The 16,811-nt window shown below is 70.2% G+C and carries 13 protein-coding genes; 9 read left to right on the top strand and 4 right to left on the bottom strand.

The features are described from left to right. Positions 1 to 41 precede the first annotated feature (41 nt). Positions 42 to 2,153, top strand: coding sequence for a glycogen debranching protein GlgX (glgX, locus tag ACZ7CH_RS14595; protein WP_470374102.1), 2,112 nt, complete (start codon positions 42 to 44; stop codon positions 2,151 to 2,153). A gap of 233 nt (positions 2,154 to 2,386) precedes the next feature. On the opposite strand, the gene ACZ7CH_RS14590 is transcribed toward glgX, so the two are convergent. Next, positions 2,387 to 3,649, bottom strand: a complete 1,263-nt coding sequence (locus ACZ7CH_RS14590) for a cellulose binding domain-containing protein (RefSeq protein ID WP_470374101.1) — start codon at positions 3,647 to 3,649, stop codon at positions 2,387 to 2,389. A 93-nt stretch (positions 3,650 to 3,742) separates the two neighbouring features. Next, positions 3,743 to 5,092, bottom strand: coding sequence for a glycoside hydrolase family 10 protein (locus tag ACZ7CH_RS14585; protein WP_458432503.1), 1,350 nt, complete (start codon positions 5,090 to 5,092; stop codon positions 3,743 to 3,745). 549 nt (positions 5,093 to 5,641) lie between these two features. Between ACZ7CH_RS14585 and ACZ7CH_RS14580 the strand changes: the two genes are divergently transcribed. The 3 genes from ACZ7CH_RS14580 to ACZ7CH_RS14570 are packed head-to-tail and all read left to right on the top strand — an operon-like array spanning position 5,642 to position 8,573. Continuing rightward, entirely contained in the window at positions 5,642 to 6,709 is a 1,068-nt protein-coding gene (locus tag ACZ7CH_RS14580) for a TetR/AcrR family transcriptional regulator (protein WP_470374100.1), read from the top strand. Continuing rightward, positions 6,706 to 7,308, top strand: a complete 603-nt coding sequence (locus ACZ7CH_RS14575; protein WP_470374099.1) for a transcriptional regulator — start codon at positions 6,706 to 6,708, stop codon at positions 7,306 to 7,308. Before ACZ7CH_RS14580 ends, ACZ7CH_RS14575 begins: the two co-directional genes overlap by 4 nt. Beyond that, entirely contained in the window at positions 7,296 to 8,573 is a 1,278-nt protein-coding gene (locus ACZ7CH_RS14570; RefSeq protein ID WP_470374098.1) for a PEP/pyruvate-binding domain-containing protein, read from the top strand. The genes ACZ7CH_RS14575 and ACZ7CH_RS14570 overlap by 13 nt, the downstream gene beginning before the upstream one ends. A gap of 136 nt (positions 8,574 to 8,709) precedes the next feature. On the opposite strand, the gene ACZ7CH_RS14565 is transcribed toward ACZ7CH_RS14570, so the two are convergent. Then, a complete protein-coding gene (locus ACZ7CH_RS14565) occupies positions 8,710 to 9,297 on the bottom strand; it encodes a histidine phosphatase family protein (RefSeq protein ID WP_360384063.1) in 588 nt (195 codons plus the stop codon). A 48-nt stretch (positions 9,298 to 9,345) separates the two neighbouring features. Further along, the gene (locus ACZ7CH_RS14560) at positions 9,346 to 10,830 is read right to left on the bottom strand and encodes a family 43 glycosylhydrolase (protein ID WP_470374097.1); all 1,485 of its coding nucleotides are present in this window, start codon (positions 10,828 to 10,830) and stop codon (positions 9,346 to 9,348) included. 352 nt (positions 10,831 to 11,182) lie between these two features. Here ACZ7CH_RS14560 and ACZ7CH_RS14555 point away from each other — a divergent pair, with 352 nt between their 5' ends. The 5 genes from ACZ7CH_RS14555 to ACZ7CH_RS14535 are packed head-to-tail and all read left to right on the top strand — an operon-like array spanning position 11,183 to position 16,810. Next, complete coding sequence (locus ACZ7CH_RS14555; protein ID WP_458432495.1) at positions 11,183 to 12,208, top strand: LacI family DNA-binding transcriptional regulator; 1,026 nt, start codon at positions 11,183 to 11,185, stop codon at positions 12,206 to 12,208. A gap of 36 nt (positions 12,209 to 12,244) precedes the next feature. Next, positions 12,245 to 13,519, top strand: coding sequence for a sugar ABC transporter substrate-binding protein (locus ACZ7CH_RS14550; protein ID WP_360384055.1), 1,275 nt, complete (start codon positions 12,245 to 12,247; stop codon positions 13,517 to 13,519). Continuing rightward, a complete protein-coding gene (locus ACZ7CH_RS14545; protein WP_458432493.1) occupies positions 13,516 to 14,412 on the top strand; it encodes a carbohydrate ABC transporter permease in 897 nt (298 codons plus the stop codon). The genes ACZ7CH_RS14550 and ACZ7CH_RS14545 overlap by 4 nt, the downstream gene beginning before the upstream one ends. Before the next feature lie 2 nt (positions 14,413 to 14,414). Continuing rightward, positions 14,415 to 15,227, top strand: a complete 813-nt coding sequence (locus ACZ7CH_RS14540; protein ID WP_360384049.1) for a carbohydrate ABC transporter permease — start codon at positions 14,415 to 14,417, stop codon at positions 15,225 to 15,227. 11 nt (positions 15,228 to 15,238) lie between these two features. Continuing rightward, on the top strand, positions 15,239 to 16,810 hold the full coding sequence (locus ACZ7CH_RS14535) for a glucoamylase family protein (RefSeq protein WP_470374096.1): 1,572 nt from the start codon (positions 15,239 to 15,241) through the stop codon (positions 16,808 to 16,810). Position 16,811 lies beyond the last annotated feature (1 nt).

The raw sequence follows: 16,811 nt of genomic DNA, 5'->3' as shown, positions 1-16,811 counted from the left end.
TCGAAAGAGTTAGATCGGGTGATCCTGGGCATACCTCGCGCGTGAAAGCCTGGCCTGGAACGTCCTACCCGCTCGGCGCCACCTATGACGGCGTCGGTACCAACTTCGCGTTGTTCTCGGAGGTGGCAGACCGCGTCGAGCTCTGCCTGTTCGACGACGACGGCACCGAGACGCGGGTTCACCTGCCCGAGGTGAGCGGTTTCGTCCACCACGGTTACCTGCACGGCGTCGGACCGGGACAGCGGTACGGGTACCGCGTGCACGGGCCGTACGACCCGGAGCGGGGCCTTCGCTGCAACCCCACCAAGCTGCTCATCGACCCGTACGCGAAGGCGATCAGCGACGGGCTGCGGTGGGACGAGTCCCTCTACAGCTACCGGTTCGGCGCGCCGGACGAGCGCAACGACGACGACTCGGCGCCGTTCGTGCCGAAGTCCGTGGTGGTCAACCCGTTCTTCGACTGGGCGGAGGACCGGCTGCCGAGGACGCCCTACAACGAGAGCGTCGTGTACGAGGCGCACGTCCGCGGCCTCACGATCGACCACCCGGAGATCCCGGAGCGGATGCGCGGCACGTACGCGGGCCTCGCGCACCCGGTGATGATCGACCACCTGACCAGGCTGGGTGTGACCGCGGTCGAGCTGATGCCGGTGCACCAGTTCATCAGCGACCACACCCTCGCCGACAAGGGCCTCACCAACTACTGGGGCTACAACACGATCGGCTTCTTCGCGCCGCACGACGCCTACGCCTCCCTCGCCGGCTCCGGCGACCAGGTGCAGGAGTTCAAGGGCATGGTCCGCACCCTGCACCAAGCGGGCATCGAGGTCATCCTCGACGTGGTCTACAACCACACCGCCGAGGGCAACCACCTCGGGCCGACCCTGTCGATGAAGGGCATCGACAACGAGGCGTACTACCGGCTCGTCGAGGACGACCCGCAGTACTACATGGACTACACGGGCACCGGTAACTCCCTGAACGTGCGGACGCCGCACACGTTGCAGCTGATCATGGACTCGCTGCGGTACTGGGTCACCGAGATGCACGTCGATGGCTTCCGGTTCGACCTGGCGGCGACGCTGGCGCGGGAGTTCTACGACGTGGACCGGCTGGCGACGTTCTTCGAGGTCGTGCAGCAGGACCCGGTGGTCTCGCAGGTCAAGCTGATCGCCGAGCCGTGGGACGTCGGTCCCGGTGGGTACCAGGTGGGCAACTTCCCGCCGCTGTGGACGGAGTGGAACGGCAAGTTCCGCGACACCGTCCGGGACTTCTGGCGCGGTGAGCCGGCGACGCTGGGCGAGTTCGCCTCGCGCATCACCGGCTCCTCCGACCTCTACCAGAACGACGGCCGCCGGCCTTACGCGTCGATCAACTTCGTCACCGCCCACGACGGCTTCACCCTCAACGACCTGGTGTCGTACAACGAGAAGCACAACGACGCCAACGGCGAGGACAACAACGACGGCGAGAGCCACAACCGCTCGTGGAACTGCGGCGCCGAAGGACCGACCGACGACGAGGGCGTCCTCACGCTGCGCGCCCGGCAGCGGCGGAACATGATGGCGACGCTGCTGTTGTCGCAGGGCGTGCCGATGATCCTGCACGGCGACGAGTTCGGCCGCACGCAGGACGGCAACAACAACGTCTACTGCCAGGACAACGCCATCTCGTGGGTGGACTGGACGTTGGCCGACGCGAACGCCGAGCTGGTCGACTTCACCTCGGCGCTGACCGCGTTCCGCAAGGCGCACCCGGTGTTCCGGCGCAAGCGGTTCTTCGTCGGCCGGCCGATCCGCAAGGGCGAGGAGCTGCGCGACATCGCGTGGTTCACCCCCTCCGGTGAGGAGATGACCGAGCAGAACTGGGGGGACGACTTCGGCAAGTGCATCGTCGTCTTCCTCAACGGCGAAGGCATCCCCGACCTGGACCAGAGCGGGATGAGGGTGGTCGACGACTCGTTCCTCATCGCGTTCAACGCCCACCACGAGGACATCGAGGTGACGCTGCCCGAGCCCACCTACGGCCCGGAGTGGGTGGTCGTGGTGGACACCGCGACCGGTGAGGTCGGCGAACGGGAGAAGCCGATCCCCGCGACCGGCCAGCTCGTCCTGGCGGCGCGGTCGCTGGTGGTGCTGAAGCGGGTGGGCTGACGGTCAGGTGACCGGTAGGCCACGGGTGGCTGCCGCGGACGTCCGCGGCAGCCACCCGTGGCAGTGCCCGGAACCGGCCGGTGACCCGCGCAGCCCGACGCCGCAACGCCGTGCGGGTGCGCCCTGCGCCCCTGCGCCGTCACGGCGTTGCGGCGGCCCCCGCCCTGCCGGGGTCTGGAACTGCCGGGGTCTGGAACTGCCGGGGTCTGGAACTGCCGGGGTCTGGAACCGGGTCAGAAGTTCTTCTTGGCCACCACCCACGGCGCCTTGGCGGCCAGGCCGGACGGGCTGAGGACGTAGTTGCGGGCGGTCTGGTTGCCGTTGAGCACCATGTCGAGGAACTGCACGACCGTCGTCATGCCGTCGGTCAGCTGGCTGCCGGTGATGAACCCGACGTGCCCGGCCTGCGGGTGCCGCGCCAGGACGGACGGCACGGTGGCCAGGTCGTAGTTGGCCTGGTTGTTGGCGTAGGCGATGTCGGAGGAGCCGCCGTCCATGAACAGCGCCGGCGTGTGCAGCTTGCCGAGCTCGGAGCGCGGGTAGCCGAAGGCGCCGTCGGCGAAGAAACCGCTGTTCAACGCGATCACGGCGGACACCCGGCGGTCCTGCGCGGCGACCAGTGCCTCCAGCCCGCCGCACGAGTGGCCCGCGGTGGCGACCCTGGTCAGGTCGAGGCGCTGGCGCAGGGCGGCGCCGGAGCGGTTCTGCTCCCGTTCGGCCCAGGTGATCGCGTCCGTCAGCAGGGAGGGGATCGGCGACCCGCTCGGCACGCCGTTGGGCGAGCCGTCGACCGAGCCGGTGTCCACGACCACGAAGCCCTTCGACGCGACGAACGTCAGGATGCGGGTGACCTCGCTGTTGTTCGTGTGCGCGCAGGCGCCGTTGCCGAACGCCAGCACGGGCAGTGGCCGGTCGGCCGCCTGCGGGTTCGCCGGGCGGAACACCGTGAAGCGGTTGTCGCCGTACGCGCCCTCGCGGGTGACGGGGAAGTTGTTCTCGATCGCGGGCCGACCCGGCTGGGGGTCCGTGCTCGTCGTGGTCGTGGTCGTGGTGGTCGTCGTGGTGGGGTCGGTGGTGCCGGTGCACGCGGTGCCGTTGAGGGTGAACACCGCCGGGGTCGCCGCGCGCGCACTGGCGGTGGCGTTGAACCCGAGCGAGACGGTCGCGCCGGTGGCGATGCCACCGTTCCAGGCCGCGTTGACGGCGGTCACGTTCGCGCCGGACTGGGTGTGCGACCCGTTCCACGACTGCGTGATCCGCTCGTCACCGGGGAACGTCCACGCGAGCCGCCAGCCGGTGACCGCGTCACCGAGGTTCGTGACGACGACCTCGGCGGTGAAGCCGCCCTGCCATTGGGACCCGATCCTGTAGTCGGCCCTGCAGCCGGCGGCGGCTGCCGCGGACTGCGACCCGGCCACGGCGGCCGTTGTCGTGACGAGCACCGCGGCGGCCATGGCCGCGGCTGCTCTGAACGTGCGGGAATCGGTGGAGTGCATGGCTTTGCTCCGTCCAGTCCGGGTGGCGGCGGAGTGGCGTAGCGCGGACGGGGGAAGGGCCCCGGTGGTCACCGGGGCCCTCCGCTGGTGTGATCAGGCGACCCGGCAGGAGATGCTGGGCCAGTTCCAGTTGCCGCCGTGCATGATGGTGAAGCCGAACGTGTTGCCGCTGCCGTTGGGGCGCGCGGTCATCACGTTCGCGGAGTCCCACGAGGCACTGGTGTTCCAGGTGGCGATGATCCGCTGTGGCGAGCTCACGGTCACCGTCACGATCCAGTTGTCAGTGCCCGACACCGTGACGTTGCCGTTGAAGCGGTCGCCCCACTTCTCACCCTCGGAGTACGTCGCCGTGCAGCCCCCGCCGCCGGGGTTGGACGTCGTGGTCGTCGTCGTGGTGGTGGTCGTGGGGTCGGTGCCGCCCGTGCCGCTGTTCAGGACGCTGAGGACCGAGTTGTACGCGGCCTTCTTGTTGCCGCTGCCGTCGAACAGCAACGGGGTGCCCGAGGCGCGCCACGAGTCGGTGTCGCGGATGCCCCACACCGTGATGCCGGTGCAGCGGGCCACGGAGAGACAGGCCTGCGTGACGCCCTGGTACTGCTGGGCCTGCGAGCTGCCGGAGCCCTCGATGTCCAGTTCGGTGATCTGGACGTCCACGCCCAGCGCCGCGAAGTTCTGCAGCGTGGTGTGGTAGTTCGACGGAACCGGGTTGCCGCTGTTGAAGTGCGCCTGGAAGCCGACGCAGTCGATCGGGACGCCGCGGGACTTGAAGTCCTGCACCATCCGGTAGACGCCCTGGGTCTTGGCGTGCGACCAGTTGTCGGTGTTGTAGTCGTTGTAGCAGAGCTTCGCGTTCGGGTCCGCCGCACGGGCCGCGCGGAACGCGGCCTCGATCCAGTCGTTGCCGGTGCGCTGGAGGTTCGAGTCGCGACGCCCGCCGCTGTTGCCGTCGGCGAACGCCTCGTTCACCACGTCCCAGGCGTAGATCTTGCCCCGGTAGTAGGTGGCGACCTGCGTGACGTGGTTGAGCATCGCGTTGCGCAGGGCGGTGCCGGACATGTTCTGCATCCAGCCGGGCTGCTGCATGTGCCAGGCCAGCGCGTGCCCGCGCACCCGCTTGCCCTGGTTGCGGGCCTGGTTGACGATCCGGTCCGCGTTGCCGTAGCTGAACTGGTTCTGGTTCGGCTCGGTCGCGTCCATCTTCATCTCGTTCTCGGCGGTGACCATGTCGAACTCGCGGTTCAAGATCCCCACGTAGGTCGAGTCGCCGAGCTTGTTCGCGGCCACCGCGGTGCCGAAGTACCGGCCGCTCTGCTGGGCCGCCGCGGCCAGTGTGGACGCGGCCCCACTGGCGGGCGACGCCGCGATGATCGCGGCACCGACGGTGGCGGCGACAAGGCTGGACACGAGGGTCACCCGTGCGACTGACTTCGCTGTCAGCGTCATATTCGGCGCTTTCTGAGTTTGCACCCGCAGCTTCGCGGGTGGAATGGGTTCAGTTGCTGATCTATCCGGTGCGGGCGATGCGGATTGCGCCAAAACCACCCCGCCCGACGCCGAACTGCGAGCAGTATTAACCGAATCCGTTCGACGGATCAAGGGTCGCGTTCGCGCTGCTCACAGGCCTTGGTGCGGTCCGGGGAGGACCGTTGAAGCTGTCAAGACCCGTGTCGAATCGTTGTCGAACGACCAGGTGAACGACATGTTCGACTACATGGGATTCACTCTTGTGCGAGTGCTTCCGACTCGCTGTGCCGACGCGTGAATCGGCGAAGTTTCGAAACTCTTTTCGAAAACTCCGGCGCGTGTGGTTCTTGATCAGGACCCGTGCGCGTGCCGACGATCATGAATTGTGCTCCGCCATTCGTGTCGCGGGCGGCACCACGGCGGGACCCACCCTCAAGCATGTGCCGCCGGGGCGGCGGTCCTGAACTGATTCGGACGTTGCGGTAATCTGGATGTTCACAACATCTGAACGGTAGCGGGGGGTGGCCGATGGTGCGGCTGACGAGGGCACAGCAACAGGCGCGCACGCGGGCGTCCGTGCTGGCGGCGGCGAAGGAGGAGTTCACCGAGCACGGCTACGCCGGGGCCAAGGTGGACCGCATCGCGGAGCGGGCGGAGCTGACCCGTGGCGCGGTGTACTCCAACTTCCCCGGCAAGCGCGCGCTGTACCTCGCCGTGCTGATCGAGCTGGCCGGTGCCGCGAGCGGGATGCCGGCCGAGGTGTCGCCGTCGTCGGCGGTCGACGCGCTGGGCGTGTTCGCGCGGGTGTGGCTGGAGCGGTTGCCGCTGGTGGGCGACTCGGCCGCGGGCGGGCGGTTGCAGCTCAGGTCGCTGGACGGTGTGCTCGAAGACCGGCACGGACCGGTGCTCGCCCAGGTCGCGGCGCTGGAGGCGGTCCTGCTGGCGACGGCGCTGGAACGCGGTGGTCCCGCGCGACAGGTGCGGCTGGCGCAGGTGGTGCTGACGTTGCTCGACGGCGCGGCGCACCGGGCCGAGTCGGCGCCGGGCTTCGGCGACCCGTTCGACGTGGCGCACGCGTGCCGGCACCTGGCGCAGGTCGACCTCGCGGACACCTGGGCGCCACCGCACCTGCCCTACGTCGCCCCGGCGCGGACCTGCGCCGACGCCTGGACCGCGCCGGAGGGTCTAGTCGACCTGATCGGCGGAGGCCCGGTCGACCTGACCGACGGCCTGGTCGCGGTGCTCGGCGCCGGCCGGCTCGGCGCGGCTGAGGAGGCGCTGCGGTCGGTGCGGCCCGGCGAACAGGTCGTGCTGGTCGTGGTGACCGGCGACCAGGAGGAGACCGGCCGCCTCGTGCGGCTGCGGCTCACCGACCTCGTCGGCTGCCTGCGGCGGGTGTTCGCGCCCGACGTGTGGCGGCACGTACGGCTGGTGCTCGACGAGGACGCGGCGGTGCCGTCCGCGCTCGGGCTCGGGAACGCCGGCGACGACACGGAGGCGGCGGTCCGGGTGCGCGACGGCGTGGTCGTGGCCCGCGCTCAGGGGCTGGGCGCCAGTCACGCGGCCGGTGCGCGCAGGCGGGAGGCGACGTCGTGAACCCGTTGGTGCTGCACGCCCTGCGCTGCACCGGTGCCACGAACGTGACGCGGGTGGCCGCGTTCACCGGGCTGTCACCGTCCGAAGTGGAGTCCGACCTGATCGACCTCGCCGTTGCCGGCCTCGTCACCCACCACCGCGACTTCGGCGGCTGGTCGCTGACGGGGGACGGCAAGGCCGCCGACGCCGAGCAGACCGCAGCCGAGCTGGACGGGGCCGGCACCCGTACCGAGCTGAAGGCCGCGTTCGAGGAGTTCCTCGTCCTCAACCCCGAGCTGCTCGACCTCTGCACGGCGTGGCAGATCCGCCCGGTCGACGGCGCCACGACCATCAACGACCACACGGACGCTGCCTACGACGACCGCGTCGTGGGCCTGTTCCGCGACTTCCACGACCGCGCGCTCGTCGTGATCGCCGCTCTGGCCGCCGCGCTGCCCCGGTTCGGCCGCTACGAGACCCGCCTCGGCACCGCCCTGGCCCGCGCGGAAGCGGGCGAGCGGGACCACCTCACCGACACGATCGACTCGTTCCACACCGTGTGGGCCGAACTGCACGAGGACCTCCTCGCGACCATGGGGATCCAGCGATGGGCTGGGTGAGGACGGTCTCCGCGGACCTGCACGAGCCGCCGGAGGTGGTGGGCGGCAAGGCGCACGGCCTGGCCCTGCTGCACCGCCTCGGCCTGCCCGTCCCCGCCGCGGTCGTCGTGACCACGGACGCGTGCCGCGCGTTCCTGCGCGACGGCAGGCTTCCACCCGGACTCGGTGCCGAGCTCGCGGCGGCCGTGGCGGGGATGTCCGCGGTCTCGGTCCGCTCCGGCGCCGCGGTGTCGATGCCCGGCATGATGGACACGATCCTCGACGTGGACCCGACCTCCCTGGACGACGCGGTCGAGTCCGTGTTCGCCTCGTGGAACACACCCCGTGCCCGCACCTACCGCACGTTGCACGGCATCCCGCACGACCTCGGCACGGCCGTCGTGGTGCAGCAGATGGTGTTCGGCACCCGCGACGACCACAGCGGCGCCGGCGTCGCCTTCAGCCGCGACCCGAGCACCGGCGCGCGCACGCCGTTCGGCGAGGTCCTCTTCGGACACCACGGCGAGGCCGTCGTCTCCGGCCGGTCACTGACCCTGCCGCTGACCGCACTGGAACCCCCTGTGCGGCAGGACCTCCACGACGCGCTGCACCGAATCGAGCGGCACCACCGCGACGCCTGCTACGTCGAGTTCACCTTCGAGTCCGGCCGGCTGTGGCTGCTGCAGGTGCGGCCGGGACGGTTCACCGGGGCCGCCGCCGTTCGCACCGCCACCGACCTCGCCGACGAAGGCCTGATCACCCGCGCCGAGGCCCTGCTGCGGGTGTCGCCCTCGCACCTGCGGCACGTGCGCGTGCCGCGGATCGCCGCGGGAACGGAGGTGGTGGCGCGAGGCGTGGGCGTGTGTCCCGGGGTCGCGACCGGGCAGGTGGCGCTGACCTCCGACGACGCGGTGCGTTCGGCCGCGGGTGGTCCCGTCGTGCTGGTGCGGCCGGAGACATCACCGGACGACATCCGCGGGCTGGCCGTGGCGGCCGGCGTGGTGACTGCGCGCGGTGGGCCGGCGAGTCATGCGGCGGTGGTGGCGCGGTCGATGGGGAAGCCGGCCGTTGTCGGGGCAGGGGAGCTGACCCTCGCCGCCGGTGTGGTGGTCACGCTGGACGGGACGAGTGGTGAGGTCGTGCTCGGGCGGCCCGAAGTGGTGACGGGAGAGGCGGATTCGCGCCTGGAGCGGTTGCTCGGGTGGGCGGACGAGGTCGTCGGAGGAGCCGGGGGCGGCGGCGAGGTCGAGCGGCTGGTCGCCGCGCAGGCGGTGCTGCGCCGATAAGGGCACCACCGGGTGACCCGGCTCCCTCACCGCACGGCCGCAGCCGGGTGACCCGGCGTCCTCACCGCACGGCCGCAGCCGGGTGACCCGGCGTCCTCACCGCACGGCCGCAGCCGGACGATCCGGCCTCCTCACCTCACGGCCGCAGCCCCGGCCCGAACCCCGTCCACCGCAGCTCTGCCGGCAGGTGCCCCATGTCGTTGTAGACCACCAAAGCCGGCGGACTCCCGTGCCGGTGCTCGACCACCGTCAACGCCGCGTTCCCGCAGCTCATCCCCAGCCACCGGGCCGGCGGCGCCCCGAGGGCGTCACGCACCAGCCACGCCACCTGGTAGGCGTGCGTCACCAGCACCTCGTGCGACTCGGCAGCGGCCGGCCCGGCGAACCGCGCGGTCAAGGCCTCCGCCAACCGTGCGCCTGCCGCGGCCTCCGCGGCGTCGTAGCCGTCGAAGAACCCCGCCCACGCCGGTGGGACGTCCTCCGGCACGTGCGGCACGTGGTCGACCAGCTCCGGTGCCTCGGCCACCGTCGCCCCCGGCAGGTGCGTGCCGAGGATCCGGGCGGTGCGCACGGCTCTGGGCAGAGGGGAGTGCCACACCGCCGTGATCGGCGACTCCGCCAGGCGCTCACCGAGCAGGTGCGCCTGGCGTTCCCCGACCTCCGTCAGCTCGCCGAACGGGTCCGCCGCGCCGTGCCGCACCACGTACAGGTGCCGAGTAGCCATTCACCAATCCTGGATGTCGTCAACATCCGGATGGTAACAACAGACGGCTCACCGGTGCGCAACCGCGAAGTTGTCGAACGCCGCACCCGTGTTGAACACGCGCACCCCGTTGGCCCCGCTGGCGTAGCTCGTGTCGGTCACCGAGATCTTCGGCGTCGTCAGGTCCCCGACGTACACCTTGATCGACGACCCGACCGCCTCCACCCGCAGCCGGTGCGCCGCGTTCGGCCGCACGGTCGCCGGCGCAGACGCCAGCTGCGTCCAGCTGTTGTCCGCCTTGCCCAGCACCACCCGGCCGTTGCCGGTGATCCCCGCGTAGTAGCCGCGGTAGCTGTCGGTGCCGGTGGCCGCCTGCGTCACGCGGAACACGACGCCGCTGTCACCTGCGGCCGAGCGGGGGATGACGTCGACGTCCTGGACGAAGTTCGTGAAGTTGGTGTCCAGCAACGACTTCCCGCCGAACGACGAGCCGGCCTCGTAGCGGCCGGCGCGGGCTGCCCAGGTGCCGCCGTGGGTGGTCCAGCCGATCGCGTTGTCGTCGGCGAAGTTGTCCTTGACCCGCATGGTGACCGGCTGGATGGTGCCGTCGGCGTTGAAGGTCATGCGGTCGTAGGCGAGCTGGCGGTCGTTGGCGCCGGACTTGCTCAACGGGCGGCGGTGGTAGGTGATGTACCAGATGTCGGTGCCCGGCACGTTGATCACGCCGTTGTGGCCGGAACCCCGTGCCACCGCTGGGTCCTGGCTAAGCACGCGGCCGACCTTCGTGAACGGGCCGGTGGGGGAGTCGGAGATCGCGTAGGCCACGGCGTAGTTCGGGCCGGTCCAGCCGTCCTCGGACCACATGAAGTAGTACTTGCCGCCGCGCTTGAACATCTGCGACCCCTCGGTGAAGTTCGCCGGGGTGATCTCCCTGTACGTGCTGCCGTCCGCGAACGTGCCGAGGCTCGTCATGTCCGCGTTGAGCTTGACGACGTTCGCGTGACCCCAGCCGCCGTAGTACAGGTACGCCTGGCCGTCGGTGTCGATGAAGACGTCCTGGTCGATGGGTTGCGCGCCGTTCACGAACTGCGCGATCAACGGCTTGCCGATCGCGTCCCGGTACGGTCCCTCCGGCCGGTCGGCGACCGCGACGCCGATGCCGCCGAGCTCGGAGTCGGACTGGATGTCGTTGGCGCCGAAGTACAGGTAGTACTTGCCGTTGCGTTGCACGGGGGCCGGTGCCCAGACGGCGCGGCGGGCCCAGGAGACGGACGCGGTGGTCAGGACGTTCGGGTGCTTGGTCCAGGTGACCAGGTCGGTCGAGGAGAAGGCGTCGAGGTAGGTCTGCTCGTCGTAGGGGCGCGACGAGGTGGGGAAGACCCAGTACCTGTTCTCGTAGAACGCGGTGTCGGGGTCGGCGTACCACCCGTCCACGAAGGGGTTGCCGGCCTCCGCCGTCGCGAAGTCGGGTACGGCGGCCGTGGACGAGGCCACGGCGGGCACGCTGCCGAGCAGCAGGGCGGCCAAGGCGGAGGCGACGATCCTGGAGGTCAACGTCTCGGTCCAATCTGCCGGGATACAACGTTGTAAGCACGGTGCGTAATCATCCAAACACCAGCGGATGAACACTGTCCAGGTTGCGGGGCGGATCTGTCCTGGACAGCAATCGGTCGCGCCCTTGGCCCGGCGGGCAGCTCACCGACAATCCTCGAAACTTTCCAACACGCGCCTGAACAGCGCTTTTCTGGTGTCGTGGCGAGCTGGCCGGCAGTCGTCGGTCTTGTGTCCCGCCGCAACACGTGCCTATATTTGCCCCATCAAGCCTATGTAAGCGCTTACATCACAAATAGTGACATGTAAGCGCTTACATGGAACCTTCAGTGACGACGAGGTGGCAGGCAGCACGATGGCAAAGCAGCACCACGCCTCCCAGGAGGCCAAGCCCGCGGGCGCGACGATCTACTCGGTCGCCGAGCGTGCCGGGGTCAGCATCGCCACCGTCTCGCGGGTGTTGCAGGGGGCCACCGTCGTGGCCGAGACGACCCGGCAGAAGGTGCTCACCGCGGTCGAGGAGCTCGGGTACGTGCCGCTCGGGGCGGCGCGGAGCCTGGCGGTGCGGCACCACGAGGCGCACGGGCTGGTGCTGCCGGAGCTGTCCGGTCCCTACTACGCCGAGCTGCTGATGGGGTTCGAGGCGCGGGCCGCCGAGCTCGCGCAGTCGGTCGTGCTGGTGCTCACCGACAGCCGGACGGACCTGGCCGCGGCGGTGCGGCAGCTCGCCACCAGGGTCGACGCCATCGCGGTGTTCGGGGCGGCGGCGATCTCGCGGGACGTGGTGCGGTTGCTGCACGCCAGGAAACCCGTCGTCGTCATCGCCGGTGAGCCGCTGGACGGGGTCGAGGCGGTCGCGGCGGAGAACCTGGAGAGCGCGCGGGAGCTGGCCGGGCACGTGCTCGACCACGGGCGGCACCGGGCGTTGTTCGTCGGCGACCCGGACAGCGGGCCCGACATCCGCGACCGGTACGCGGGGTTCGTGGCCGCCCACGAAGACCGCGGGCGCACGGCCGCCGAGCCGGTCGGGGTCGGGTTGCGCGAGGCCGACGGTGCCGCGTTCGCGCGGGACCTCCTGCGCGGCGAGCACGACGTGGACGCGCTGATGTGCGCCAACGACGAGCTCGCGTTGAGCGTCATGACCACGTTGCAGGACGCCGGGAAGGACGTGCCCGGTGACATCGCGGTGGTCGGCTGGGACGACGTCATGACCTCGCGGTACGTGCGGCCGGGGCTCACCACCGTCCGCCAGCCCGTCCACGCGCTCGGCGCGCTGGCCGCGAGCCGCCTGCACGACCTGGTGAGCGGGGAGCCGGTGCGGAAGAACGCGCAGACGTTGCCGACGCAGCTGGTCGTGCGCTCGTCGTGCGGCTGCCCCTGATCACACCGTCCACTTCAGAGAGGAAGCGGGAAACCAATGGTGCGCAAGACCGCCAAGTCGCTCGCGGGCCTGTCCGCCCTGGTGCTGGTGCTCGCCGCGTGCGGGCGCGGTGACGACCGGGCCGGTGGCCAGCAGGGAGGCGACATCTCCCAGGGACCCGCCACGGGCACCGTCACCGTCTGGGCCATGGGCGCCGAGGGGGAGAAGCTGCCTGCCCTCGCCGAGGAGTTCGAGAAGGCCAACCCCGGTGTGGACGTCCAGGTCACCGCGATCCCGTGGGACGCCGCGCACAACAAGTTCACCTCGGCGATCACCGCGGGCCAGGCGCCCGACGCGGCCATGGTCGGCTCGACGTGGATGGGGGAGTTCGCGGGCATGGGCGCGCTCGACCCGACCCCGTCGTCGATCGACAAGGGCGCGTTCTTCGACGGCGCGCAGCGCACCACCGAGGTCGGCGGCACCTCCTACGGCATCCCCTGGTACGTCGAGACGCGGCTCGTCTACTACCGCAAGGACCTCGCCAAGACCGCGGGCTTCGAGACGCCGCCGAAGGACTGGGCCGGCCTCAAGGAGATGGCCAAGGCCATGCAGGCCAAGGCGGGCGCCAAGTTCGGGATCGGCCTGCAGGCGGGCGGAACCGGTTCGTGGCAGTCGCTGCTGCCCTTCGCCTGGTCCAACGGCGCGCAGCTGACCAAGGACGACGGTGCTGCCTACAACTTCGACAGCCCGGAGCTGAAGGAGACGCTGGAGTACTACGGCTCCTACTTCTCCGAGGGCATCGCGGACGGGGAAGCACCCGCGCAGCCCACGACCGAACCCGACTTCGTCAGCGGCCGCGTGCCGATGTTCATCTCCGGTCCCTGGATGATGTCCGCGGTCGAGAAGCTCGGCGGTGAGGGTTTCAAGGACAAGTACGACGTCATGCCGATGCCGGTCAAGAAGACCTCGTCGAGCTTCGTCGGCGGCTCCAACTTCGTGGTGTTCAAGGAGACGAAGAACCGCGACTCGGCCTGGAAGTTCGTGAGCTGGCTCGCCGACGCCAAGACGCAGGTCAAGTGGTACCGGCAGTCCACGGACCTGCCGTCGGTGAAGAGCGCGTGGCAGGACCCGGCGCTCACCGCCGACACCAAGCTCGCGACGTTCGGCAAGCAGCTCGACACCGCCCAGTCGCCGCCCACCTTCGCCACCTGGGAGCAGGTGATCACCGCGCTCGACACCGAGGTCGAGAAGGTGGCCCGCTCCGGTGCCGACCCGGCCGGCGCGCTGAAGGCGGCCCAGTCGGCGGCCGACTCCATCGGCACCGGCAGGTGAGCTCGCCCGCCGCGGCCCGCCGCCGCGGGGTCGAGCGGGCGGCGTGGGGCCTGGTCGTCCCGTTCTGCGTGCTGTTCCTCGTGTTCACGGCCTGGCCGGTGCTCCAGTCGCTGTTCATGAGCCTCACCGACACCCGCAACCGCGACCTGCGCACGCCGTTCGCGGTGGAGTTCGTCGGGCTCGAGAACTACGTGCGGGCGTTCGCGGACCCGCTGTTCCGCACGGCCGCCGCGAACACCGCGTACTTCGTGCTCGTCGGCGTGCCGCTCACGCTGGGCATCGCGCTGCTGGCCGCCGTGGTGCTGGACAAGGGCATCACCCGGTTCCGCGCGTTCTTCCGGCTGGGCTTCTACACCCCGGTGATCACCTCGATCGTCGCGGTCGCGGTGGTGTGGCGGTTCCTGCTGCAGGACGAGTTCGGCCTGGTCAACACCGTGCTCGGCTGGTTCGGGATCGACGGGCCGAACTGGCTCGGCGACCCGGACTGGTCGATGCCCGCGTTGATCCTGATGGCCGCGTGGCGCAACTTCGGCACCGCGATGATCATCTTCCTGGCCGGGTTGCAGGCGGTGCCCGCGTCGCTGCACGAGGCGGCGTCCATCGACGGCGCGGGGGCGCTCAAGCGGTTCCGGCACATCACGCTGCCGCTGCTGCGCCCGACGATCCTGTTCGTGTCGGTCACCACGGCGATCGGCTACCTGCAGTTCTTCGAGGAGCCCTACGTCATGACCAACGGCGGCCCGCTCAACTCGACGATCTCCGCGTCGATGTACACCTACCGGCAGTTCGGGTTCGGCAACTACGGCTACGCCTCCGCGATGAGCTACCTGATCTTCGTCGTCATCGCCGTCGTCACCGCCCTGCAGTTCCGGCTGCTGCGGGAGAGGGGCTGAGCATGAGGAACCGCTGGTGGCTCTACGTCCCGCTGACGGTCGCGTTCGCCGCCGTCGTCGCGCCGTTCGCGTGGATGGTGCTGGGCAGCTTCAAGGGCGAGGGCGAGATCCGGGCGAACCCGCCGACGTGGTGGCCCGGCACGGCGTCGCTGGACAACTACACGCAGCTGTTCTCCCGGCTGCAGTTCGGCACGTACTTCCTCAACTCCACGATCGTCGCGGTGGCCGTGACGGCCGGGAACCTGCTGTTCTGCTCGATGGTCGGCTACGCACTCGCCAAGCTGGAGTTCCGCGGCAGGCGGACGCTGTTCCTGGTCGTGATGGCGACGCTGATGATCCCGGGCGTGGTCACGTTCGTGCCGCTGTACGTCCTGGTCGTCAACGCCGGGCTGGCGAACTCGTTGCCCGCGTTGATCCTGCCGTTCCTCGTCTCGCCGTTCGGCGTCTTCCTGATGCGCCAGTTCATCGCCGGCCTGCCGAGCGAACTGCTCGACGCCGGCCGGGTCGACGGTGCGGGCGAGCTGCGGATCTTCGCCAGGATCGTGCTGCCGCTGTGCGGGCCCGCGCTCGCCACGCTCGGCATCCTCACGTTCCTGGGCAGCTGGAACAACTTCCTGTGGCCGCTCGTCGTGGCGCAGCAGGAGAGCGAGTACACGCTCCCGGTCGCGCTCGCCCTCTACTCGACCGGCCAGAACTCCATCCAGTACGGCCTGCTGCTGGCCGGGGCCACCATCGTCGTCGTGCCGGTGCTGGCCGTGTTCCTGGTCTTCCAGCGGCGTTTCATCGAAGGCATCGCGACCACCGGCATCAAGTGACGAGGTCTCACATGACTGCAAGGATCACCCGCCGAACCGTCCTGCTGGGAACGACAGCGGCACTCGTGGTGCCCGGGGCCGCGTCCGCCGCCCGCGGGTTCGACCGGGAACGCGTTCGCGGCTGGGCCCGCGACACGTGGCGCAGCCTGGTCGCCATGACCCCGGCGAGCACCGGCCTGCCCGCCGACAACATCCCCGAGTCGCTCGCCCCGGCAGACCGGTCCGGCTACACCTCGCCGACCAACATCGGCGGCTACCTGTGGTCGACCGTCGTGGCCAGGGAACTCGGGTTCATCTCGAAGGACGAGGCGTCCGCCCGGCTGGTCCGCACGCTCACCACCCTGGACCGGATGGAGCACCACGTCCCCAGCGGCATGTACTTCAACTGGTACGACGAGGAGACCGGGGAGGCGTTGCGCGCCTGGCCCGGCACCGGCACCGTCGTGCACCCGTTCTGCTCCAGCGTCGACAACGGCTGGCTCGGCGCCGCCCTGCTCGTGGTGGCCGGGGCCGACCGCGCGGCGGCGGGCCTCGCACGCCGGATCTTCGCCCGGATGCGCTGGGACTCCTTCTACAACCCCGGTGACGACCCCGCGCACCCCGCGGTGCGGCCCGGCGGCCTGATCCACGGCGGGTTCTTCCCGTTCGACCACGACCGGCCCGGCGGCGTGTACCAGGGCACGCACATCGGCGGCGACCCCGTGTGGCTGACCACCCACCACTACGACACCACCGTGTCCGAAACGCGGATCACCAGCTACCTCGGCATCATCACCGGCCAGGTGCCGGCGAAGCAGTACTTCGCGATGTGGCGGACGTTCCCGGCGTCGTGCGACTGGTCGTGGCACGAGATGCAGCCGGTGGGGGAGAACCGCACCTACTACGGCATCGAGGTCTTCGAAGGCGCCTACACCTACCGCGGCATGCGGATCGTGCCCGGCTGGGGCGGCTCGATGTTCGAGGAGCTGATGCCGGACGTGTTCGTGCCCGAGGCCAGGTGGGCGCCGCGGTCGTGGGGCCGCAACCACGCGCTGCACGTGCGGGCGCAACGCGAACACGGCCTGCTGGAGGCGAAGTACGGCTTCTGGGGCTTCAGCCCGTCGAGCAACCCGGCCGGTGGTTACCGCGAGTACGGCGTGGACGCGCTCGGCATGGGACCCGGCAACGAACCGGGCAACGGCGCCAACGGCTACTTCTCCGACCAGGAGATGACGAACTACGACGCCGGCTTCGGCACGTGCCGCCCGGCCACCGCGCCCACCCCGTCCTACGGCGACGGCGTGGTCACCCCGCACGCGGCGTTCCTGGCGATGATGCACGAGCGCGACGAGGCGTACACCAACCTGCTGGGCATCGAACGGGACCTGCGCGCCTACGGCCGCGGCGGTTTCTTCGACGCCGTCGCCGTGCGGTCGGGCACCGTCGCACGGCGCTACCTGTCCCTGGACCAGGCGATGGTCATGGGTGCCATCGGCAACGTCCTGTGCCGTGACGTGGTCCGCCGCGCGTTCTCGACCCCTGCCGTCGAACGCGCGCTGCGCCCGGTGATCGGTGTCGAGGAGTTCGGCGCGAGCCGAATGTGAT

It is taken from the genome of Lentzea sp. NPDC037011 (assembly GCF_055607425.1).
This window is presented reverse-complemented; position numbering and strand designations above follow the sequence as displayed.